Here is a 21435-nt window from a genome sequence, read left to right as displayed (position 1 = left end):
AGTTGCGCCGAGCAGCGGATTCACCGACGAATCGCGGTCACCAACATCGCTTCGAGAGCAAGAGCCGGTGCCACGTTGGATTCAATTCTCTGACGCGCGATGGCAATCGCATCGAGCGTTGCCACCGTTTGTGCGGCGGTGCACGAGGTGCTCGCCTGTCGAAGCTCCGGCAGGAGCTCCCGGTTGATCACGGTGCTTTCACGGTCAAGCTGCACCATCATCACGTCGCGGTAGAGCGAAGCCAGGTCGACGAGGATGCGGTCGATCCCGTCGCGCAAGCCTCGCGTGGCGCGCCGTTTCTGGTCATCTTCGAGAGCTTTCAGCTGCCCGCGGAGCCCCGGAGGAACGGTGCCTCCCGGCTCGACACCGAGTGAGCGCAGCACGCCGGCGCGCTCGGCGGCATCCTGTTCTTCGGTGAAAGCCTTGGCATCGTCGCCTGCGATCGCCAGCAACCGGGCGGCCGTCATCACGGCCTGTGACACTCCCCGGATGCCGAGGGCGGCCCGCAGCGTCTCGTCGCGGCGGTCGCGGGCATCCGCGTTGGTGGCCAGGCGTTGTGCCATGCCGATGTGGCTCTGCGCCAGGCGCGCGGCGCGCTCGGCCGTTTCGAGGTCGACCCCATTGCGCTTGACGAGCAGAGCCGCGACATCTTCGACACTCGGCACCCGCAACCGCACCGAACGCACGCGCGATCGGATGGTCGGAAGCAAGTCGGCTTCGCTCGGCGCGCAGAGGATCCAGACGGTGCGCTCCGGCGGCTCCTCGAGAGCCTTCAACAGAACGTTTGAGGTGCGCTCGACCATGCGGTCGGCGTCTTCGACGACGATCACCCGGTAGCGGGACATCGACGGAGAGTATTGGGACCGCGCGACGACCTCTTTGACGGTGCCCATCTTGATGATGACGCCCTCGGTGCTGAGCACGGTGAGATCGGGGTGCGTGCGGGCGTTCACCTGACGATGGGTCGCCTCGTCACCCTCGGGAGTGCCGGGGCTGAGGAGCGCCGTCGCGAATGCGAATGCCAAGTTGGAGCGCCCCGATCCGGGCGGCCCGGTGATCAGCCAGGCGTGCGTCATCGACGCCGATTCGGCGGACGAGCCGGCTGATGCGCCTGCGGCTGCGCCGGTATCAATGCCGGGACGCGCGGCGGCGGCCCGAAAAATGGCAATCGCATCGGCCTGCCCTGTCAGGTCGTCCCATGCTGCCATGGTTCAAGGGTACCGTCCGGCGCTGACAGAGTTCTCCGGTCGCGCAGACAGTTTCGGCGCGGTATATCCCGGTGGGCGCGGGGTAGAGCGCGCGCCAGTGGGGATACACCGCGCCGAAATGGTTGGCGCAGGCGACTTGCCGGCTACGCCTCGAGCAGTTCAGCCACGCGAGCGCGCACGATCGCGGCGATCGTGTCGACCGGTTGCGCGGCATCCGTCACGAGAAAACGGCTCGGCTCCGCCTCGGCGAGCCCCAGAAAAGCGGAGCGCACCCGAGCGTGGAACTCGTTCTTCTCTGCTTCCAAGCGGTCGAACCGCTTGTTCGCCGCGTCGAGACGCTCGCGGGCGACCGTCTCATCCAGATCGAGCAGAATCGTGAGATCCGGCAGCAGCCCCTCGGCGGCCCAGAGCGAGAGGTCGCGCACCTCGGTCGCACCGAGAACCCGGCCCGCACCCTGGTAGGCGACGGATGAGTCGAGGTAGCGATCCTGGATCACGATCTCGCCCCGTGACAGGGCCGGCCGCACCTTCGTCGCGATGTGGTGCGCTCGATCAGCCGCGTAGAGCAGCGCCTCGGCGCGTGGAGCAATCTCTCCGGGGTGGTGCAACACGATCTCGCGGATCTCGATGCCGACCTCGGTTCCGCCGGGCTCCCGGGAGCGGAGCACGGTGTGCCCCTGTTCCGCCAGCCAGTCGGTAAGCAGGCGGGCCTGGGTCGATTTGCCTGACCCGTCGCCACCTTCAAATGTGATGAACAGACCGGTCACGACGTCGCGGTCTCCGCGGCAGCGGCAGCCGCTGCCTTGTTGGCCGCCCGCGTGGCCGCAGCCTTCTGCGCCGACGCCGACCGGGCGGCGCTGGTCGCAGCCGACACGGTGGGGTTGCCGGTCTTCTTGACCGCTGCCTTCTTCGCCGGTGCCTTCTTCGCTGCCGGCTTCTTGGCCGCGGCCTTCTTCGCCGGTGCCTTCTTCGCGGGGGCCTTCTTGACCGCTGGTCCCTTGGCCCGCTTGTCGGCGAGCAGCTGCACTGCGCGGTCGAAGTCGACGTCTTCAACGGTCTCGGACTTCGGAATCGTCGCGTTGGTGACGCCGTCGGTCACATAGGCGCCAAAGCGGCCGTCCTTGATCTTGATCGCCTTGCCGCTCTCGGGGTCGGGCGCTTCGAATTCTTTCAGCGCACTCGACGCCCGACGGGCGCCGTACTTCGGCTGCGCGTAGAGCTCGATCGCACCAGCCAGGTCGATGTCGAAGATCTGGTCTTCGCTGGTGAGCGACCGGGTGTCGACGCCCTTCTTGAGGTAGGGACCGAACTTGCCGTTTTGCGCCAGAATCTCAGCGCCGGTCTCGGGGTCGACACCGACGACTCGGGGAAGATCGAGCAGACGCAGAGCCGTATCGAGATCGATCGTCGCGAGATCCATCGACTTGAAGATGGATGCGGTGCGCGGCTTGGCCGCGGCGGCAGCCTTCTTGGCCGGCGCCTTCTTCTTCGGCTTGCCCTCGGTGACCTCGCCGGTCTTCGGGTTGACGACGCTTCCGTCGGCCAACGCGGTGGCGGCTGCGGCTGCAGCGGCGGTCTCGGCCGGATCAACGACCGGTTCCGGGTCGACCTCGGTGACGTAGGGGCCGAACCGGCCGTCTTTCGCCACGACGTTCTTTCCGGTGGCCGGGTTCACGCCGATCACGCGGTCGGTGACGACCGGGGCGTCGATGAGCTCGCGGGCCTTGGCGGCTGTGAGCTCGTCGGGTGCCAGGTCCGGCGGAATGTTGACGCGGCGGGGAGTCGCCTCCGGGTCGGCACCAGGATCGATGACTTCGAGGTAGGGGCCGTACTTGCCGATGCGCAGCGTGATGTCGTCGGCGATGGTGACCGAGTTGATGATCCGCGGGTCGATCTCACCGAGGTTGTCGACGACCTGGCGGAGGCCGCGGTGCTTGTCGGAGCCGAAGTAGAAGCTGGTCAGCCAGTCGACCCGGTCCGCCTCGCCATCGGCGATGCGGTCGAGGTCGTTCTCCATTTCGGCGGTGAAGTCGTATTCGACCAGGTCGCCGAAGAAGTCCTCGAGCAGGCGCACGACTGAGAAGGCGATCCAGTTCGGAATCAGCGACTGTCCGCGCGGGGTGACGTAGCCGCGGTCGGTGATCGTGGAGATGATCGAGGCGTAGGTCGACGGGCGACCGATGCCGAGTTCTTCGAGCTTCTTGACCAGGCTGGCTTCGGTGTAGCGCGCGGGCGGCGTGGTCTCGTGGCCCTTCGCCTCGACCTCGTCGAGGGTGAGGGTCTGGCCTTCGGCGAGCGGCGGCAGTTTCGACTCGGTCGGGTCGGTGGGCGCGTTGCGCTCCTCGTCTCGGCCCTCCTCGTAGGCGAGCAGGAAGCCACGGAACGTGATGACCGTACCGCTGGCCGAGAACTCGGCGCGGGCACCGGAGGCCGACGGGTGGTCAGCGGTTCCGGTCGGGCCGGCTTCGATCGTGACGGATGCCGTCGATCCGGTGGCGTCGGACATCTGCGAGGCGACAGTGCGCTTCCAGATCAGTTCGTACAGCTTGAAGTCGTTGCCCCGCAGGCTGCTGGCGAGCGACGCCGGGGTGCGGAAGGTGTCGCCCGACGGACGGATCGCTTCGTGCGCTTCCTGGGCGTTCTTGCTCTTGCCCTTGTAGACGCGCGGCGCATCCGGAATCGTCTCGGCGCCGTACAGCGCCGTCGCCTGGGCGCGCGCTGCCGAAATCGCCTGCTTCGAGAGCGACGGTGAATCGGTACGCATATAAGTGATGTAGCCGTTTTCGTACAGCGACTGGGCCACGCTCATCGTCTGGCGGGCGGTGAAACGCAGCTTGCGCGCTGCCTCCTGCTGCAGGGTCGAGGTCGTGAAGGGCGCGGCGGGGCTGCGGCGGTAGGGCTTCGAGGCGACCTTGCTGACGGTCACGGCGACGCCGGGCTGCTTGAGGGCTGCGGTCAGCGCGACGGCGGCGGCTTCATCGAGGGTGACGGCCTTGACGGAGGGCTTGAGTTTTCCGGAATCGTCGAAGTCGCTGCCCGAGGCGATGCGCTCGCCATTCAGTCGAACGAGTTTGGCCGAGAAGGAGTTCTCTGCGGCCGCGGATGCCGGGGTGAGCTGGGCAATGAGATCCCAATAGCCGGCGGCGACGAACGCCAGGCGTTCACGCTCCCGTTCGACGACCAGACGGGTCGCTGCCGACTGCACGCGGCCGGCCGAGAGGCCGGGGCCCACCTTGCGCCAGAGCACCGGGGAGATCTCGTAGCCGTAGATGCGGTCAAGGATGCGCCGGGTCTCCTGCGCGTCGACGAGTGCAGTGTCGAGGTCGCGGGTGTTGTCTTTGGCTGCCAGGATCGCGTCTTTGGTGATTTCGTGGAACACCATGCGCTTGACCGGAACCTTGGGCTGCAGCACCTGCAGCAGGTGCCAGGCAATGGCCTCTCCCTCGCGGTCCTCATCAGTGGCGAGCAGGAGTTCGTCGGCGTTCTTCAGCGCACGCTTGAGTTCGCTGACCGTCTTCTTCTTGGCGTCGGAGACCACGTAGTACGGCTCGAACCCGTTGTCGACATCGACAGAGAATTTGCCGAGCGGCCCCTTCTTGAGCTCAGGCGGCAAGTTCTTGGGCTCGATCAGGTCGCGGATGTGTCCGACAGAGGACAACACCTCATAGCCGTCACCCAGATAGCCCGCAATCGACTTCATCTTGGTCGGCGACTCAACAATGACCAGCTTCTTAGTGCCTGGCACCAGACTCCTCTTATAGGTAGGGGCCCGCGTGTGGGCCAAGGCACACCATACACACAGGAAACGGGTACTCGCCGAATTGAGGGCTTGTCACTTCTCTGCCGGTGAGGACAATGGAGGCATGGGCACAGCATCGGCGGCCACCTATACGGCCAAGTTAACTGACGGTCCCCTCGAGGGAAAGACGATCACCACCGAGTTTCTCGACTCCGGCGATCCGCGTCCTCGCCTGGAGATTCCCGCCACTGCGGGTAAGAGCTACGTCTATACGCGTGGCTCGGGGCTGGAGTTCGATTCAAGCGACCATCCCGAGCGACCGAGCGCCGTCGACTACCGCTACCTTGAGGCTGTCTTCGAATAGTTCCTGCACTAGCCGTCCGGGCGTGGTTCTGCGCCGGGTGGCCCTGCCCGCGCCCGCGCACCGATCGTCATACCGACGACTTCGCGTGCGACAGTGACTGCGGCGATCAGGCCGTCCATGCTGCACGCGGTGAGGGATGCCCCATTCGCCTCTGCGGTGCGGCTCGCCGCTTCGCAGGGCACGCCGGGAAGGGCTCCCGACGCCGTGTCGGCTGCGGCGAGCGCGGCGGCATCTGCGGCGCCCTGTGCCTGGGCGTTTCCGGTCAGCGCAACGAGTACGGGAATGAAGGCCGCAGTGGCGGCCATCGTTGCGCCGAGGAGTCCGATGGCCAGCACCGAACCCGCTCCGTGTTCTGGCCCCCGCGTCGGCGCCCCGACGCGAAGCCACACTGTCGCCGCGCGACGCCAGACTGTCACCGTGCGGCTCCAAGCTGACATTGAGCGAAGCATCAGAGTCCCCCGGCCGGAGCGCACGAGACCGCGGTCACCGTGAGCCCGACCAGCGCGAACGGTCCGATTCCGCTCGGGGCACTCAGCGTGGCGCAGACGAACTCGCCGCGCGACTCGGCGCTGAGAGCGACACCGGGCACCGCACCATTCGCGAGCGCGGTGGCGTGGTCGCTGCTTTCACCACGGCCGAGCGCGCGGGCGGCCCCGGCCGCGGCATCCGTCATGCGCACCTGCTGACCGACCACCTGAATCGCCCCGAGACAGCAGCCCAGCACGAGAACGACGGCAGGAATCACCAGGGCGAACTCGGCGGTGACGCTGCCGGCGTCGCGGCCGATTCGGTTACCCCACGGTGAGCGCATTGCGCACCAGGTCGGTCAGGATCGCCCGCACTTCGTCGCCGCGCAGGATGATGATAAGCAATCCAGCGAACCCGACGGCCGCCATCGTCGCTACCGCGTACTCGGCAGTTGCGGCACCGTCGTCGGCGCTCAGCCGGCTTGTGGCCCGGCGCAATATGCGCTTGATCTGGCGCTCATTTCTGGCCGCGTTCCGTTCCTGGTCACGGAGCGAAGCCCGTGCTGGCTGCTGGCTCGGCGCGGCCGCCTCGTTTTCTTGATTGCTTGATTGACGATGCATGTGTTCTTCTCCTGGGTGCGTCACTCGACGCTTCTGGCGGTGACACGAGTGATTCCAGGCTGATCCGTCAGACGGCTGCGGATCGATGATCGAGCAGATCGGTGCACAGGATGGTGGTGGCACCGAAGTGGAGGGCGCTTCGGCCACGCGGCAGTGGCCGACGAAAACCAGCCCAAGCCCTGTGAAGGTCTAGTGAATGAACGCCTTCAGCAAGATCATTGCCACACCGAACGAGGCAGTGCCGAGGCAACCGAGCACCCGATAGTGCCACGGGCTCCCCCGCAACGCGAACGCGCTGTAGCCGAGGACTCCCAAGATGATCACGCCGAGCCAGAGCGCCGCCCAGAGTGCAAATTGATCGGGGACGACGCGCAGTGCGCCAAGCAACAGCACGGCGCTCGGCGGCACCGCCGAGAGAAGGAAACCGATGGAGCGGCGGATCGAGCGCCGAAACGCAGTCGGGAGGGTCGTTTGATCACCCTCGACAACCCCATGGCCGGCGACGGTGCCGGCGTAGACGTGCGCGGCCCAAAACACCACGACGGTCCCCACCACGGTCAGAAACGTCTCCATGAGAGTCGCGTCATGCGACCCAGCCGCGACGATCATTCCGCTGACCAAAATCGTTCCGTAGACCGACTCTTCGGTGATGATGCTTTCGCGAAAAGTTCGCGAAGCGGTCAGGGCATTGTGCGCATGCGGCTCGTTCATACGCCCATCCTTTCTTGGCGCACAGACGATTACAACGAGATGCGCTCAGAAAGTGTGGATGGTAGAAGAAAGCACCGCCAGCAAAAGCGGAACGACGGCGACGAGCATGAACGCGGGCAGTACGCACAGGCCTAGTGGCATCATCAAGGTCACAGCTAAACCTTCCGCCCGGCGCTCCCCGACACTCCGCACCTCCCGACGGCGCTCATCGGCTTCGCTCCGCAGTAGCTCGGCCGCCGGAACTCCGGCCCGGCTCGAGAGTTCAAGCACGTCGTCGAGTACCGCGTCGTCGACGCGGCCCGGTAGGTCGAACTCAGTCGCTGCGTTCTGCACGAGCAGCCGGGCGCGGTCTAGCGATCCGCCGCCGGCCATGGCGATGGCCATCAGGTCAAGCTCCAGGCCCGGCGCGGGGTCTCTCGCCCGCGCCAATCGCATCAGCCGGCCGTTCCAGAGATGTCCGAGCAGCATCAGCGCGGCTCCGACGACCAGGCAGAGCAGACCCGGCACGGTCAGAAACAGAGTGCGCACGGAGTCAAACCCCATCAGCGTGCCGAACAGGATGCCGACCACCGGCAGGGCCATCATCATGCGGGCCGTTGCCGCCGGCCCCGTCAGGGCCAGTTCCACGGTGCGATGCAGTTGCGCCACGTCACGAAACGTCGTCGCCAGCTGCCGAAGGCACGAAGCCAGCGGCGCTCCCGACCGAGTGGCCACCTCCCACGCTCCGGCGAGCGCCAACCACGCCTGGGCGATCTGGCCGCCGACCAATCGGGCATCGAGCGCTATTGCCAGAGAGATGCTCTCTCCCTTACTGCCGGCTTCGGCTGCCGCCGCGATGATTCGGGCTGTGCCTTCGACGTTCGTGGGGGCATCCCCGGCAGACCGAGGTTTCGGGAGCTCCCCCGCAGGGCGACCGTCAGGTGCGCCCAGATATCCCCAGGCGGAGTGCGGTGGCACTCCGGCGGAGAGCAACACCGCCAAGCGCTGGGCGACAGCAGCAACCGTTTCGATCGGCGACACCGCCTGATCTGGCCGGTGCCGGCGCCAGATCATGCGGCGATCACAGCCAGCCGGTCATGGTCGTCGAGACTGAAACGCCCCACCTCCGCCAGGCGGCGCACTCCCCGATGCCGTTCCAGGTGCAACACCAGTCCGATCGCGCTGACCGTTTGCCTGGCCACCGATTCGACGCTCATCCCGGCGAGCGCACCAAGTGCCTCGATGCGGGCCGGCACATCCCGAAGTGAATTGGCGTGCAAGGTGCCCGCCCCACCGTCGTGGCCGGTGTTCAGCGCGGCCAGGAGCTCACGGATTTCGGTGCCCCGGCATTCGCCGAGCACGAGCCGATCGGGGCGCATCCGTAACGCCTCACGCAACAGCGAATCGGCGGCGATGCGTCCGGCGCCCTCGAGGTTGGCTTGCCGAGCTTCCAGGCCGACCACGTGAGGATGCTCGATCTGAAGTTCTGCGACATCTTCGATCGCGATGATGCGTTCGTCCGGGGGCGATTCGGCAAGAAGCGCGGCCAGCAGTGTTGTCTTTCCGCTGCCCGCGGCTCCGGTGATGAGAAGGTTCACCCGATCGTGCACCGCCTGACGCAGCCGGTCGACCATGGCCTCAGCCGCGCTTCCCGCACCGCACAGGCCCGCCGCTGCGAGCGTTTCGAGCGAGAACCGTGTGGCGTTCGGCAGGCGAATGGAAATGAGTGTGCCGGTGCTCGAGACCGGCGGCAGCACGGCGTGCACTCGGATGCCGTCGGCCAGTCGCACGTCGACGCATGGGCTTGCCTCGTCGATGTGTCGCCCGCCGAGTGCGATCAACCGCACAGCCAGCTCCCGAAGTGAGCGCTCGGGGCACATCCAATCCGGCTCGTGTACAAGACCGTGGCCGGAGTCGACCCAGAGCCCCGCTTCGCCATTGATGAGCAGATCGGTCACTCCCCCAGCCGCAAACGTGGCCAGCGGCCCGAGTACCGTGACGTCGCGGGTCGCCTGCGGGGCGAACCGAACGACGGGTGATGGCGCTGGACGCGGGGCGAGGATGTCGACGCCGGCGTGCCGGGGCGCGGGAGCTGTGTTCGCTGAGGACGGGAACGCGACGAATGGAGTGAGCATGGCCCGACGGTACGCCGCAGTCGCGACGCCCAGCCGCTCGGCGTCGTTCGCGTGCATAACCCGCGCACTCCGAGACTGTGGAGGGATGCACCCGGCGACCGATCGGGCCAGGCGAATTTCTTCTGCCTTCCGAACGGGGGTAGCGAACCACCGGTTAAAAAAAGGGGGGCGGCACCTATTGGGGGGAACAGGTGCCGCCTCGGCAATGCGCAGATTGGGGGGAACCATACGCATCGCTGGTCAAAACATTACGTTCGGACGAGTCCAAGCATACGCGGGATGTTGGAAATCGCAACATCGTGGTCCCCCTAAATGAGGACACTCCGAGATTTCTTTCAGGAACACCCGCCAACTTCGCGAGGCGTCACGCTGATTTTCGGTCATTCCAAGCAGAGTAGGGTTCTTTTGTGGCTGGCCACACGCTAAGGATTTCATGCATCGCGAAGGAGCGAACCAAAAACAATGAGCGTCCAAATTGACCACCTGCTCACTGAATCGCGTCGATTCGCCCCCACCGCAGAATTTGCCGCCGCCGCAACTGCGACGCCGCAGCTCTACACGGATGCCGCGGCGGATCGCCTCGGCTTCTGGGCCGATCAGGCTCGCGACCTGCTGCATTGGCACACTCCGTTCACCAAGACGCTGGACTGGTCGAATCCTCCGTTTGCGAAATGGTTCGAAGACGGCCAACTCAACGTTGCCTACAACTGCCTCGACCGCCACGTTCTGGCCGGCAACGGCGACCGGGTCGCACTGTATTGGGAGGGTGAACCGGGCGATTCCCGCGCCATCACCTACGCCGAGCTGACCGCCGAGGTCAAGCGGGCAGCCAATGTGCTCACGAAGCTCGGCGTGAAGGCGGGCGACCGAGTCGCCATCTACCTGCCGATGATTCCCGAAGCCGTGATTGCGATGCTCGCCGTTGCCCGCATCGGTGCTGTGCACTCGGTGATTTTCGGCGGTTTCAGCGCGGAGAGCCTGCGGTCGCGCATCGACGACGCCAACGCGGCACTCGTGATCACTGCCGACGGCGGCTTCCGCAAGGGCCGAGCGTCGGCACTGAAGCCGGCCGTTGACGCCGCGCTGGCCAGCAACGACTCGTCGGTCACCAACGTGCTCGTCGTCAAGCGCACGGGCCAGGACGTCGAATGGAACGACCGCGACCTGTGGTGGCACGACGAACTCGCCTCCGTCGAGGCCGAGCACGAGGCACAGCCGTTCCCCGCCGAGAACCCACTCTTCATCTTGTACACCTCCGGCACCACCGGAAAGCCGAAGGGCATCCTGCACAGCAGCGGCGGCTACTTGACCCAGAGCGCGTTCACGCACCGAAACGTCTTCGACCTCAAGCCGGAGACCGATGTCTACTGGTGCACCGCCGATGTCGGCTGGATCACCGGGCACAGCTACGTGGTCTACGGCCCGCTCGCCAATGGCGCGACCCAGGTGCTGTTCGAAGGCACCCCCGACTCCCCGCACCCCGGCCGCTGGTGGGAAGTAATCGAGAAGTACAAGGTCTCGATTCTCTACACGGCGCCGACCGCCATCCGTACCTTCATGAAGCTCGGCCGGCAGATCCCGCAGAAATTCGACCTGACGAGCCTTCGCCTGCTGGGCTCGGTCGGCGAACCGATCAACCCGGAAGCCTGGATGTGGTACCGCGAGGTCATCGGCGGAAACGTGGCCCCGGTCGTCGACACCTGGTGGCAGACCGAGACCGGCGCAATTATGGTCTCCGCACTCCCGGGCATTACCGAGGCGAAGCCCGGAAGCGCCCAGGTGGCCATCCCCGGCATCACCATCGAGATTCTCGACGATGACGGAAATCCCGTCGCCCATGGCGATGGCGGACTGCTCGTGGTGAGCGAACCGTGGCCGTCAATGCTCCGCGGCATCTGGGGCGACCCCGAGCGGTTCAAGGAAACCTACTGGGACAAGTTCGGCGACAAGTACTTCGCCGGCGACGGCGCCCGCTTTGACGAAGACGGCGATATCTGGCTGCTCGGCCGAGTCGACGATGTGATGAACGTGTCGGGCCACCGCCTGTCGACCGCTGAAATCGAGTCGTCGCTCGTCGCGCATCCGCTCACCGCAGAAGCTGCGGTGGTCGGCGCCGCCGACGAGACAACCGGTCAGGCCGTCGTCGCGTTCGTGATCATCAAAGCCAGCCAAGAGAACATCGCGTCGCACGAAGACGTGTCGGCTGTGCTTCGCGCGCACGTCGCGCAGCAGATCGGGGCGATTGCCCGACCGCGTCAGATCTTCATCGTGAACGAGCTGCCGAAGACCCGCTCCGGCAAGATCATGCGGCGGTTGCTTCGCGATGTGGCGGAAGGGCGCGAGATCGGCGACACCACGACGCTCGCCGACACCTCGGTGATGCAGATCATCACCGACAAGCTCAAATAGCTGTTTCGGTGCGCCGCGATCTCGGCCGCGGCGCACCGTCACACGTATCGCCACCCGATCGATCCCGGCTCCGAGGACGCGCGCCGCTGACGCTTGTGGCCGGCTACAGGGCCGCGCGCGCAGGCCTGAGGATGCGGCCCGTACCGTAGAGCGCGCTGCTCAGCATGAGAATGGCGGCGGATGCCGGCAGCACGCCGAACCCCGCGACGAGCACCACGGTGACGCCTCCTGCCCCGAGCACCGTATCAAGCGCGACGGATCGCGGCGTCGATTCGGCCAACGGGATGCAATTCTGCGCGGTCCGGCGGCCGCGTTCGAAGCGAGCGAACACGGCGACGACCGGTACGACGCTAAGCCCGGCGACGGCCAACCAGAGCGGGCGGCTGCTCCACCATGACGGGCTGAGTGGTTCGGGCAGCGCAAGGCCGGAGGCGGAATTCAGCACCAGCAGCAGGGCGGCAAGCGCGATGAGCACTGGCATGTGCCAGATGTAGACGGTCATACCGCACCGACCGAGCGCCTCGATGAGTCGACGAACGAGCGGGTGACCGGCCAGGGAACCGATTCGACGCCGCAGCAGGGAGAAGAGCATCAGCTGTGCAACGCCGAGCAGCACGAGGCAGAGAGTCGGAGGGTTGAGATTCACCAGCATGTCTGCTGGGTACGGCCCGATCGTCAGCGCGAGCAGCGCCACGAGTGCGGAAATCAGTATGCCGAACTGTGTGCGCCGGCCGAGCGCGTCAACGTCTCCGTCAGCCAACCAGAACCCCAACTGCTGCACCAGGAGCCAGACGAACAGCAGATTGAGCAAGCCGACGGCCTGGATGCCGCTGGCCATGCGGGCCACATCGACAGCGATGACTGCGCCGAGCAGCAGCAGCGGGGTCGCATACCGCGCATATTCATGCGCTCGCACCATCAGCGGCACCAGCGCCGAGCAGAGAATGTAGACGCCGAGAAACCAGAGAGGCTGGCCGATGCGAAAACCGGCCGTCGCCGCGATCTCCGCGGGAACCCCGAGCAGCGTCATCGCGAACAGTGAGGTGCCGACCACCGCGACGAGCACCAGCGCCGGGCGCACCAGTCGATCGATCCGGCCCCGCAGATACGCGGAAGCGGAGACGTTGCGCGCCCTCAGGCTGCGCCACTGGGTGATGCTCGAGAAGCCACCGATGATGAAGAACAGCGGCATGACTTGAACGAGCCAACTCACCGGGGCAAACCAGGGTTGATTCTCGAGGGCGTTCTGCATGACCGGCCCGTCTGCGCCTGCGCTGACTCCGACCATCATTGCGTGAAGCACGACGACGGCCGGGAGGAGTGCCGAGCGCATCGCATCGATACTGTGATCGCGGTTGACCGGGGCAGGGCCCGTGGATGCCGCAGCGCTTGCGATCGGCCTGTGCGGCGCTGTGCTGCCTGTTCGTACTGAGCCGCCACGCTCTGGCGCGATTGTCACGATGTTCTCCCTGCCGGGGCGGCGTATCCGCCCGTGACGGCAGGCTAAGGAGACGGTTGGCTCCCGGGCATCACCCTGGGGAACCGTTCCTGGGCCCTACCCGAGTAGGGGTGGAACGGCGACAGCTACGACTCGGCTCAGGTTCTGGTGCGGAGTTCGGGCGTGTTGCCCGAGCCACCACCCGGCTGCACCAGTGCCACGTCGTAGGCGAACACCACGGCCTGCACCCTGTCGCGCAGCATGAGTTTGCCGAGCACCTTGCTCACATGCGTCTTGACCGTCTGCTCGGCGATGAAGAGTGCCGAGGCGATCTCGGTGTTGGACAGCCCGCGACCGACCAGGGTGAGCACCTCGACTTCCCGCTCCGTGAGGCCGGACAGTAGCGCCGTGTCGGTGCGCGGCGGCGGGCCCGACCGGGCGAAGTCTTCGATCAAGCGCCGGGTGACGCTCGGTGCGAGCAGGGCATCACCGCTGGCCACGATGCGCACAGCCGCGACGAGGTCTTCGGCCAACGCATCTTTCAGCAGAAACCCACTGGCCCCCGCACGCAACGCCTCATAGACATAGTCGTCGATGTCGAAAGTTGTCAGCATGAGAACGTGCGGGACATAGCTGCTGCTCCGCGGCGGCGTTTGCAAGGCGCGCGTCGCCTCGAGTCCGTTCATCACCGGCATCCGAACGTCCATCACGACGACATCCGGTCGCAACTGGTGAGCGAGTTCGACAGCTTCCTGCCCGTTCGCGGCCTGGCCGAGCACCTCGATGCCCGGCTGCGCGGCGAGCACGGCGGCGAAGCCCGCACGCACCATGGCTTGGTCATCGACAATGAGTACGGTGATCGTCACGGTTGAGTGGGGCCTTTCGCCTCAGTGGGGATGGCTGGCGCGTAGCGGCGCTCAGCGGCAGCGATCGGCAGCGTCGCAAGCACTCGGAATCCGCCGCCGGCGGTGGGGCCAGCGTGAAGCCTGCCACTCAGTATGCTGCAGCGTTCGCGCATGCCGATCAGCCCGTGCCCGCCGCCGGTCTGGGGAGTGCCGCCGGACGGGTGGCCGTTGATCGGCCCTGCCGGCGCGTCGTTCTCAATGCAGAGAACGATTGCCCCGTCGACGAACTCGGCTCGCACACTGGCTCGCGCGCCGGGCGCGTGCCGAACGACATTGCTGAGCGACTCCTGGGCGATTCGATAGGCCGCCGTGCTGGCCAGGCCATCGCCCGGCAGCTCAGGATCGATGTCGACAATCACGGTGATGCCGGCGCGGTCGATTGATGGCACGAGTTCGGCAATCTGGAAGATTCCGGGCTGCGGCATCCCGTCGCTGCTCGCATCCTCGCTGCGCAGCACCCCGAGCAGCAGCCGCATTTCTTGCAGCGCTGCACGAGCGGATGCCGCGATCTCGCCGAATTCACCGCGCGCCTCTTCATCGAGTTGCGCGAGCCGATAGGGGGCGCTTGACGCTTGCACTTGGATCACCGACATGCTGTGCGCGACGACGTCGTGAAGTTCGCGGGCGATGCGGTTGCGTTCTTCAACGATCACTCGGCGCTCGAGTTCGCTGGCTGTCTGCAGACGCTCCACGGCAAGCTCTCCCCGAATGCCTTCGCGTTGCGTGATCAAGATCGCAACGAGGAGAGCAAGCGCCGAGGTCGCGGTTGTTGTGACAAGGTTCGCCACCACGCCGTCGAGAGTGAGATCGATCCACGGATAGAAAAGCACTTGGAGCGAGGCCACCGCGCTCAGCAGCCAAGCGGCGATGGCGACCGAGGCACGCTCGCGCAGGCCGAGTACGACGAGCAACGCACACACACTGAGCAGACTGGGCACAGCGCGGGGCCACGGGGCCCCAAGCGGCACGGTGCTGAATGCGACGAAGACGGTGAACCCTGCAATTGACGCGGCGATTGCCCACCGGGGGGCGACAACGGCCAACGGGATGCTGCCGCATTGCAGTAGCCCCACGGCGAACGCCGCAAGGACCGGTAGCCCGTAGAGAGTCGCCGAGAGCGGGACGTAGACGGCGTAGAGCGCGACGGCAACCGTCGAGGTACACATCCACAGCCAGAAGTGCTGTTGCGTCTCGGTCAGCGGCAGCCGCGGAAAATGCAGCTGCGGCAGCGGCGGCTTAGGCGGTTGGGGCGGTCGCATTCTTCAACTCTGACAGGCGAAAGCGGCTCATGCATCACCCCGCGGTGGGGTGCACCCCCTACCGGCGTAGCATTCACGCCGCGCTTAGCCCGGGCCGGAACGCGAGAAAGCGGGACAGGGCTACCTGTCCCGCTTCCTCTCAGCCTCCGGTGGAGACCGCTCTGCTCGTCGTTAGGCGAACGAAACGATGAGCTCCACCTCGACCGGCGAGTCGAGCGGCAGCACCGCAACACCGACGGCCGAGCGCGAGTGGACGCCGATCTCGCCGAAGATCTCACCGAGCACCTCTGAGGCGCCGTTGATGACGCCGGGCTGACCGGTGAACGCGGGGTCGGATGCGACGAAGCCGGTGACTTTGACGACCTGCGTGATGCGATCGAGCGATCCGATCACTGATTTGATCGCGGCCAGGGCGTTCAGCGCCGAGATGCGCGCATACTCACGGGCATCCGCTGCCGGGATGAGTCCGTGGCCGTCGCCGACCTTGCCGGTGGCCGGCAATGCGCCGGACACCATCGGCAGCTGGCCGGAGGTGAAGACCAGCGAACCGGAGACGATGGCCGGGATGTAGCTGGCAACGGGGGGAACAACGGTGGGAAGGTCGATTCCCAACTCAGTGAGGCGTGCTTCGATCTGCGACATGCTCATGCTCCTTCAGTGGTGTCGTCGGCGCTGACGATCTGACGCTTGAGATAGGCGACGAGCCCGCCTTCCGGCCCATTCACCACCTGCACGAGTTCCCATCCCTCCGAACCCCAGTTGTTCAAGATCGCGGCGGTGTTGTGAATCATCAACGGCGTTGTGAGGTATTCCCAAGCAGGCATGTCTCTCCTATTCAAGCTGATGTTCAGCTTCGTCCCTATAGGGTCAATCTTATGTCTGTCAAAAAACGAACGACCAAAGGTGTGCTCGGCGGTGTCCTTGGTTTCGTCGGGATGAGCGCCGTTGCCGGCGTGCTCGTCACGGTCGCCGTCACCCCCGCCTTGGCCTTGTCCGGTATGGCTGCAACAAATACCATCGGCGTCTTCGAGAACCTTCCCGAGTTTCTCGCGATCGACCAGCTCTCCCAGAAGAGCAACATCTACGCCACGCAAAGCGATGGCACCCCCGTGCTTCTCGCCTCGTTCTACGACCAGAACCGTGTCGAAGTACCCTCAGACCAGATCAGCCAATTCGTCAAGGATGCCGCGGTCGCTGGTGAAGACCCGCGCTACTTCGAGCACGGCGGAATCGACGTCGAAGGCACCGTCAAGGGTGCAGTGCAGACTGTCGCCGGCGGGTCCACTCGAGGTGGCTCCTCGATCACGCAGCAGTACGTCAAGAACGTTCTCGTGCAAAAGTGCGAGGTCATAAACGTCGAGAAGGAACGCGAAGCCTGCTACACCGATGCGACAGAGACGAGCATCGACCGCAAGCTGAAGGAAATGCGCCTGGCGATCGGCGTTGAGAAGAAGTACTCGAAGGACCAGATCCTGCAGAGCTACCTCAACATCACCGGTTTTGGTGGCACCGTCTACGGCATCGAAGCCGCTGCCAACTACTACTACTCGACCAGCGCCGCGAACCTGACCCTGCCCCAGGCAGCCAGCCTCGTCGCGATCGTGAACAACCCGTACAAGTTCCAGCTCGACCGGCCGGACAGTGAGACCAACGGCGCCGCGAACGGCTACGCCGCGAACAAGGTGCGTCGCGACTACATCCTCGGCGAAATGGTCAAGCACAAGAAGATCGCCCAGGATGAGTACACCGCTGCGATCGCCACCCCGATCGAGCCGGTCATCACCGAGCCGAGCACCGGCTGCCAGACGGCTGGTGACAACGCGTACTTCTGTGACTACGTCACCAAGATCCTGCAGAACGACCCGACCTTCGGCGACAACGAAGACGAGCGTCTGCTGAACTTCAAGCGTGGCGGCTACGACGTCTACACGACACTCGACCTGGACCTTCAGAACGCCGCTGTTCAGACTCTGCGCGAGAACGTGCCGATGAGCTACCCGGGTTGGGATGCGGGAGCGGTGGTTACGAGCGTGCAGGTCGGAACCGGCCGGGTGCTGGCGATGTCGCAGAACAAGCTGTACAGCCAGGATCCTGCGGTTTTGGACTCGAGCACTGATTACACAAGCATCAACTACAACACCGACCTTGCCTATGGCGGGTCGAGCGGATTCCAGCCCGGCTCGACCTACAAGGTGTTCACCCTCGCCGAGTGGTTGAAGGAAGGCCACTCGCTGAACGAGCGCGTCGACTCGACCCGTAAGTCGAACTGGGGAACCTTCCAGGACAGCTGCCTCGGGCCGCAGACCTTCCCCGGCTTCAACCCGAGGAACGATGCGGGCGAGAGCGGCAGCAACTACAGCGCGCTCCAGTCGACCGAGCAGTCTCTCAACACCGGCTTCATCGGAATGGCCAAGAAGCTCGACCTCTGCGGCATCCGTAAGACGGCCGAGGCCTTCGGTGTGCACCGCGCCGACGGCGATCAGCTCGCGCAAGGTGCGGGCTCAGTCCTCGGCACCAACGAGGTGGCGCCGCTCACCATGGCTGCCGCTTTCGCGGGCATCGCCAACAACGGCAACACCTGCTCCCCCGTCGCCATTGACAAGATCGTCGGCCCGGACGGCACCGAGCGCGCCGTTCCGACATCCACCTGCGCGCAATCGGTTGATCCTTCCGTCGCGGCAGGAATGACCTATGCGATGCAGCGAGTGATGAACAACACCGCCGCCCAGTCCAAGGCCGCCACCTCTCCGCGGGTGCCGATGATCGGTAAGACCGGAACCACCGACGACAACTACGACACGTGGATGAGCGGCGCGAGCACCAAGGTCGCCACCGTCGCCGGCGTCGTGTCGCTGCGCGGCGGGCCCGACGGTGTCGCCAACCAGCGTCAGATCTACTTCGACAGCGGCCAGGCCGCCACCGCCCGTCACCGGATGTGGCCGGCCGTCATGTCGGTCGCCAACGCCAAGTACGGCGGAGATGACTTCCCCGAAGCGTCTTCCTCGGTCATCAACGCCGTTCAGGTTCCGGTGCCCGATCTGCGCGGCAAGTCGATGTCTGACGCCAAGTCGACGCTCGAATCTGCCGGCTTCAGCTTCGCCGACGGTGGCGTTGTCAGCGACAACGCACCGGTCGGTAGCGTGGCTCGCACCGATCCGGCAGCCGGCGCGACCGCCGGCCGCGGCTCGACCATTACCGTCTTCTCCAGTGACGGCAAGGCAGTGACCGTGCCGGATGTCGTGGGCAAGACTCAGAAAGACGCTCAGAGCGCGCTCGGCGGCTTCCAGGTCGAGGTCAAGGTGCAGCAGACCGACGATCTCACTCAGAATGACAAGGTGCTCTCGATCGAACCGGGCGCTGGAACTGTCGTCGCCCCGAATTCCAACGTCATCATCGTCGTGGGCAAGGCCAAAGACAATGGCGGCAACGGCGGAAATGGTGGCAACGGCGGTAACAACGGCAACGGCAACAACGGATGAGTCGACGTAGCGCTGGATCGAAAGCGTTGATGACCGGTGCCGGCCTAGTGGCCGGCGCCGGCCTCGCCGCCTTCGCCTGGGGATCCCTCGTGGAGCGCAAGCGTTACACCTTGCGTCAGGTGCGGGTTCCGGTGCTCCCTGCAGGCTCCGACTCGCTCCGGGTGCTTCACCTCTCTGACCTGCATATGGCGCCCTGGCAGCGCGACAAGCAGGAATGGGTACGCAGCCTCGCCACGCTGAGGCCCGACCTGGTGGTGAACACCGGCGACAACCTCGGTCATGTCGACGGGGTGTCCGGAATTGAGTACGCCCTCGAACCGTTCGCCGGCATCCCTGGCGTTTTTGTCAACGGCTCCAACGACTACTTCGGCCCCCAGTTGAAGAACCCGTTCAAGTACTTCGGCGGCCCGTCGATGGCGCGTAGCCACCCCATCCGACTCGACATTGACAGCCTGCACCGGGTCTTTGCGGGACTCGGCTGGAAAGATCTCGACAATGCGGCAGACGTGCTGTCGCTCCGCGGAACCCGGATCGAGTTCTTCGGGGTCGACGATCCCCACATCGGCCGTGACCGTTTGGATCTGATCGCCGGCGCCATCGACGAGATGCGGGCCAACGACCCGCTCGCCGAGGAAACTTGGCCGGATCCCGCCACACCACGGGCCGCAGAGGGCATTCTGACGGTCGGCGTCACCCACGCCCCCTATCAACGCGTTCTCAATTCCTTCGTGAATCACGGCGCGCAGCTGATTCTCGCCGGCCACACGCACGGCGGTCAGGTATGCGTGCCCAAGTTCGGCGCGCTCGTCACGAACTGCGATGTTCCCCGGCGTCAGGTACGTGGGCTGAGCCTCTGGAACCAGGGTCTCCGCACCGCGTTCCTCAACGTTTCGGCCGGGCTCGGCACCTCGATCTATGCGCCAGTACGTTTCGCTTGCCCGCCCGAGGCAACGTTGCTCACGCTGACGGCTGTCGACGCCTGAGCTTCACCGAGCGGCGTGAAATTTTGTTCACTTTGACCGCTGGAGACGCCGAAGCGTCATCGAGCACCCCTCGGAGCGTCTATACTAGTAGAGGCCCGCAGGGGCCATCGGGGTATGGCGCAGCTTGGTAGCGCGCGTCGTTCGGGACGACGAGGTCGCAGGTTCAAATCCTGTTACCCCGACATAAAAGAGAAGGACATCCACACATCGTGTGGGTGTCCTTCTCTCGTTAACTCATCGGCTGAGATGCCAGCTCACAGGAACAGTGAGAACAGCAGCGTGAACCCGAGGCCCATCACTGAAATGATGGTCTCCATGACGGACCAGGTTTTGATTGTCTGGCCGACGGTCATCCCGAAGTATTCTTTCACCAGCCAGAATCCGGCATCGTTCACGTGCGAGAAGAACAGCGATCCGGCGCCGATGGCGAGGACGACGAGCGAGAGCTGACCCGGGGCCAGACCAGTGGCCAGTGGAGCGACAATTCCGGCCGCGGTCACGGTAGCCACGGTTGCCGAACCGGTGGCCAGTCGAATGAGTACAGCCACCATCCAACCGAGCAACAGCGCAGAGAGGCTGGCCGCCAGGGCGATCTTGGCGATGGCTGTTCCGGTGCCGCCGTCGATCAGCACCTGCTTGAACCCGCCGCCCGCGCCGACGATGAACACGACGCCCACGATCGGGAGCAAACTCTGTCCGATCTTCGTGGCAAGAACGGATGCGGAGAAGCCCACGCTGGTTCCGAACGTCACCATGGCCAGCAGTACCGCCAGCAGCAAGGCCACGACCGGGTCGCCGAGAAAGTCGAGCACCGTGCGTGCCGTGGTGTCCTTCGGGAGCCAGATATCTGCGGCCGCCTTCGCCAACATCAGTACGAGCGGCAACAGGATGGTGGTCATCGTCCAAGCAAAGCTAGGGGTCCTGGTTGCTATCGGATCCTGGGATGCACCGGCCTGCTGGATTCCCTTTTCTTTGTTGGATTCTGCCGTTGTCTCGCTCACGGCCAGTCCCGCGCCAGCGGCGCCGATGGGTACCCACCTGGCGGCGAGGCGCCCGAACAACGGACCGGCGACAATCACCGTCGGAATCGCAATGACCAAACCAATCGCCAGGGTGAATCCGACATTTGCGCCCAGGATCCCGATCGCGGCCAGAGGGCCGGGGTGCGGTGGAACGAAGCCGTGGAGGACTGACAAGCCGGCCAATGCGGGGATGCCGAGCCGCATCGCCGGGGTATTTGTGCGCCGAACGGCAAGCATGACGATGGGGATCAGCAGCACGAGCCCGATCTCAAAGAACATCGGAATGCCGATAATTCCGGCGATCAAGGCCATCTTCCATGGCAGTGTGGCTGGGCGACCCCTCAAAATGGTGCTCACCACGATGTCGGCGCCGCCCGAATCGGCGAGGAGCTTGCCGAGCATGGCGCCGAGCGCTATCAGGATGCCGACGTAGCCCAAGACGCCACCGACGCCGAGCTCGTATGACGCTGTCACCTTGTCCAGCGGGATGCCAGAGCCGATTCCCACGCACAGGGCGCCAATTGTCAGGGCCAAGAATGCGTGGAACTTCGCCCAAACAATGAGCACGACCACGACGGCGATGCCGAGCGCCGCCACGATCAAGACCTGGGTGTCGTGACTATTCCAGGGTTCGTCAACGGGGTTGGTCGCACCATGCACGCCCATCCAGGTCAGCGCAGAAGATGCGTGGTCCAGAAGGTTCATCGCGTTCCCCA

Annotated in this window: 19 protein-coding genes and 1 tRNA gene; 5 read left to right on the top strand and 15 right to left on the bottom strand. The window is 65.2% G+C overall.

The genetic code is table 11. The annotated features are described in order from the left end of the window. Positions 1 to 20: 20 nt before the first annotated feature. The 3 genes from AC1DCF_RS13385 to topA form a co-directional block, all read right to left on the bottom strand. Positions 21 to 1208: a DNA polymerase III subunit delta' gene (locus AC1DCF_RS13385; RefSeq protein WP_477211430.1), complete on the bottom strand. Its 1188-nt coding sequence runs from the start codon at positions 1206 to 1208 to the stop codon at positions 21 to 23. 143 nt (positions 1209 to 1351) lie between these two features. Beyond that, a complete protein-coding gene (gene tmk, locus AC1DCF_RS13380; RefSeq protein WP_477211429.1) occupies positions 1352 to 1975 on the bottom strand; it encodes a dTMP kinase in 624 nt (207 codons plus the stop codon). Beyond that, entirely contained in the window at positions 1972 to 4953 is a 2982-nt protein-coding gene (gene topA / locus AC1DCF_RS13375) for a type I DNA topoisomerase (RefSeq protein ID WP_477211428.1), read from the bottom strand. The genes tmk and topA overlap by 4 nt, the downstream gene beginning before the upstream one ends. Positions 4954 to 5071: 118 nt before the next feature. On the opposite strand from topA, the gene AC1DCF_RS13370 reads away from it, so the two are divergent. Beyond that, the gene (locus AC1DCF_RS13370; protein WP_441790175.1) at positions 5072 to 5311 is read left to right on the top strand and encodes a hypothetical protein; all 240 of its coding nucleotides are present in this window, start codon (positions 5072 to 5074) and stop codon (positions 5309 to 5311) included. Positions 5312 to 5319: 8 nt separating this feature from the next. Here the strand turns inward: AC1DCF_RS13370 and AC1DCF_RS13365 are convergent, their stop codons facing one another. The 6 genes from AC1DCF_RS13365 to AC1DCF_RS13340 all read right to left on the bottom strand — a co-directional run bounded on the left by AC1DCF_RS13365 (position 5320) and on the right by AC1DCF_RS13340 (position 9281). Further along, positions 5320 to 5748 (bottom strand): Rv3654c family TadE-like protein, encoded by a 429-nt coding sequence (locus tag AC1DCF_RS13365; RefSeq protein WP_477211427.1) that lies wholly within the window; start codon positions 5746 to 5748, stop codon positions 5320 to 5322. Positions 5749 to 5759: 11 nt separating this feature from the next. After that, complete coding sequence (locus AC1DCF_RS13360) at positions 5760 to 6122, bottom strand: TadE family type IV pilus minor pilin (RefSeq protein ID WP_441790177.1); 363 nt, start codon at positions 6120 to 6122, stop codon at positions 5760 to 5762. Beyond that, the gene (locus tag AC1DCF_RS13355; protein ID WP_477211569.1) at positions 6103 to 6288 is read right to left on the bottom strand and encodes a DUF4244 domain-containing protein; all 186 of its coding nucleotides are present in this window, start codon (positions 6286 to 6288) and stop codon (positions 6103 to 6105) included. Before AC1DCF_RS13355 ends, AC1DCF_RS13360 begins: the two co-directional genes overlap by 20 nt. 300 nt (positions 6289 to 6588) lie before the next feature. Next, positions 6589 to 7110, bottom strand: coding sequence for a hypothetical protein (locus tag AC1DCF_RS13350; RefSeq protein ID WP_477211426.1), 522 nt, complete (start codon positions 7108 to 7110; stop codon positions 6589 to 6591). A gap of 45 nt (positions 7111 to 7155) precedes the next feature. Next, positions 7156 to 8163, bottom strand: coding sequence for a type II secretion system F family protein (locus AC1DCF_RS13345; protein WP_477211425.1), 1008 nt, complete (start codon positions 8161 to 8163; stop codon positions 7156 to 7158). After that, complete coding sequence (locus AC1DCF_RS13340) at positions 8160 to 9281, bottom strand: TadA family conjugal transfer-associated ATPase (protein ID WP_477211424.1); 1122 nt, start codon at positions 9279 to 9281, stop codon at positions 8160 to 8162. Before AC1DCF_RS13340 ends, AC1DCF_RS13345 begins: the two co-directional genes overlap by 4 nt. A 405-nt stretch (positions 9282 to 9686) precedes the next feature. Here AC1DCF_RS13340 and acs point away from each other — a divergent pair, with 405 nt between their 5' ends. Next, entirely contained in the window at positions 9687 to 11633 is a 1947-nt protein-coding gene (gene acs, locus AC1DCF_RS13335) for an acetate--CoA ligase (protein ID WP_477211423.1), read from the top strand. A 103-nt stretch (positions 11634 to 11736) separates the two neighbouring features. Here the strand turns inward: acs and AC1DCF_RS13330 are convergent, their stop codons facing one another. The 5 genes from AC1DCF_RS13330 to AC1DCF_RS13310 form a co-directional block, all read right to left on the bottom strand. Continuing rightward, positions 11737 to 13092, bottom strand: coding sequence for an acyltransferase family protein (locus tag AC1DCF_RS13330; RefSeq protein WP_477211422.1), 1356 nt, complete (start codon positions 13090 to 13092; stop codon positions 11737 to 11739). A gap of 137 nt (positions 13093 to 13229) precedes the next feature. Further along, a complete protein-coding gene (locus AC1DCF_RS13325; protein WP_477211421.1) occupies positions 13230 to 13937 on the bottom strand; it encodes a response regulator in 708 nt (235 codons plus the stop codon). Next, a complete protein-coding gene (locus AC1DCF_RS13320; protein ID WP_477211420.1) occupies positions 13934 to 15235 on the bottom strand; it encodes a sensor histidine kinase in 1302 nt (433 codons plus the stop codon). Before AC1DCF_RS13320 ends, AC1DCF_RS13325 begins: the two co-directional genes overlap by 4 nt. Before the next feature lie 171 nt (positions 15236 to 15406). Beyond that, entirely contained in the window at positions 15407 to 15877 is a 471-nt protein-coding gene (locus tag AC1DCF_RS13315; RefSeq protein ID WP_477211419.1) for a RidA family protein, read from the bottom strand. Positions 15878 to 15879: 2 nt separating this feature from the next. After that, a complete protein-coding gene (locus AC1DCF_RS13310; RefSeq protein ID WP_441790187.1) occupies positions 15880 to 16059 on the bottom strand; it encodes a DUF4177 domain-containing protein in 180 nt (59 codons plus the stop codon). A gap of 51 nt (positions 16060 to 16110) precedes the next feature. Here AC1DCF_RS13310 and AC1DCF_RS13305 point away from each other — a divergent pair, with 51 nt between their 5' ends. The 3 genes from AC1DCF_RS13305 to AC1DCF_RS13295 all read left to right on the top strand — a co-directional run bounded on the left by AC1DCF_RS13305 (position 16111) and on the right by AC1DCF_RS13295 (position 19879). Next, the gene (locus AC1DCF_RS13305; RefSeq protein WP_477211418.1) at positions 16111 to 18714 is read left to right on the top strand and encodes a transglycosylase domain-containing protein; all 2604 of its coding nucleotides are present in this window, start codon (positions 16111 to 16113) and stop codon (positions 18712 to 18714) included. A 29-nt stretch (positions 18715 to 18743) separates the two neighbouring features. Further along, positions 18744 to 19697 carry a metallophosphoesterase gene (locus tag AC1DCF_RS13300; protein ID WP_477211417.1) on the top strand — a complete coding sequence of 318 codons (954 nt, stop codon included), beginning with the start codon at positions 18744 to 18746 and terminating at the stop codon, positions 19695 to 19697. A gap of 108 nt (positions 19698 to 19805) precedes the next feature. After that, positions 19806 to 19879 (top strand) — tRNA-Pro (locus AC1DCF_RS13295). Between the two features lie 72 nt (positions 19880 to 19951). Here AC1DCF_RS13295 and AC1DCF_RS13290 read toward each other — a convergent pair. Next, positions 19952 to 21385: a GntT/GntP/DsdX family permease gene (locus AC1DCF_RS13290; protein ID WP_477211568.1), complete on the bottom strand. Its 1434-nt coding sequence runs from the start codon at positions 21383 to 21385 to the stop codon at positions 19952 to 19954. Positions 21386 to 21435: the final 50 nt, after the last annotated feature.

It is taken from the genome of Leifsonia sp. 10L418 (assembly GCF_056395445.1).
The sequence above is the reverse complement of the archived record's forward strand: the minus strand, read 5'-3'. Positions and strand labels throughout refer to the sequence as shown.

Coding starts and splice junctions, on each gene's coding strand:
- AC1DCF_RS13385 (WP_477211430.1), bottom strand. CDS start 1,208: ATGGCAGCATGGGACGACCTGACAGGGCAGGCCGATGCGATTGCCATT.
- AC1DCF_RS13370 (WP_441790175.1), top strand. CDS start 5,072: ATGGGCACAGCATCGGCGGCCACCTATACGGCCAAGTTAACTGACGGT.
- AC1DCF_RS13365 (WP_477211427.1), bottom strand. CDS start 5,748: ATGTCAGCTTGGAGCCGCACGGTGACAGTCTGGCGTCGCGCGGCGACA.
- AC1DCF_RS13360 (WP_441790177.1), bottom strand. CDS start 6,122: ATGCGCTCACCGTGGGGTAACCGAATCGGCCGCGACGCCGGCAGCGTC.
- AC1DCF_RS13350 (WP_477211426.1), bottom strand. CDS start 7,110: ATGAACGAGCCGCATGCGCACAATGCCCTGACCGCTTCGCGAACTTTT.
- AC1DCF_RS13345 (WP_477211425.1), bottom strand. CDS start 8,163: ATGATCTGGCGCCGGCACCGGCCAGATCAGGCGGTGTCGCCGATCGAA.
- AC1DCF_RS13340 (WP_477211424.1), bottom strand. CDS start 9,281: ATGCACGCGAACGACGCCGAGCGGCTGGGCGTCGCGACTGCGGCGTAC.
- acs (WP_477211423.1), top strand. CDS start 9,687: ATGAGCGTCCAAATTGACCACCTGCTCACTGAATCGCGTCGATTCGCC.
- AC1DCF_RS13320 (WP_477211420.1), bottom strand. CDS start 15,235: ATGCGACCGCCCCAACCGCCTAAGCCGCCGCTGCCGCAGCTGCATTTT.
- AC1DCF_RS13315 (WP_477211419.1), bottom strand. CDS start 15,877: ATGTCGCAGATCGAAGCACGCCTCACTGAGTTGGGAATCGACCTTCCC.
- AC1DCF_RS13310 (WP_441790187.1), bottom strand. CDS start 16,059: ATGCCTGCTTGGGAATACCTCACAACGCCGTTGATGATTCACAACACC.
- AC1DCF_RS13305 (WP_477211418.1), top strand. CDS start 16,111: ATGTCTGTCAAAAAACGAACGACCAAAGGTGTGCTCGGCGGTGTCCTT.
- AC1DCF_RS13300 (WP_477211417.1), top strand. CDS start 18,744: ATGACCGGTGCCGGCCTAGTGGCCGGCGCCGGCCTCGCCGCCTTCGCC.
- AC1DCF_RS13290 (WP_477211568.1), bottom strand. CDS start 21,385: ATGGGCGTGCATGGTGCGACCAACCCCGTTGACGAACCCTGGAATAGT.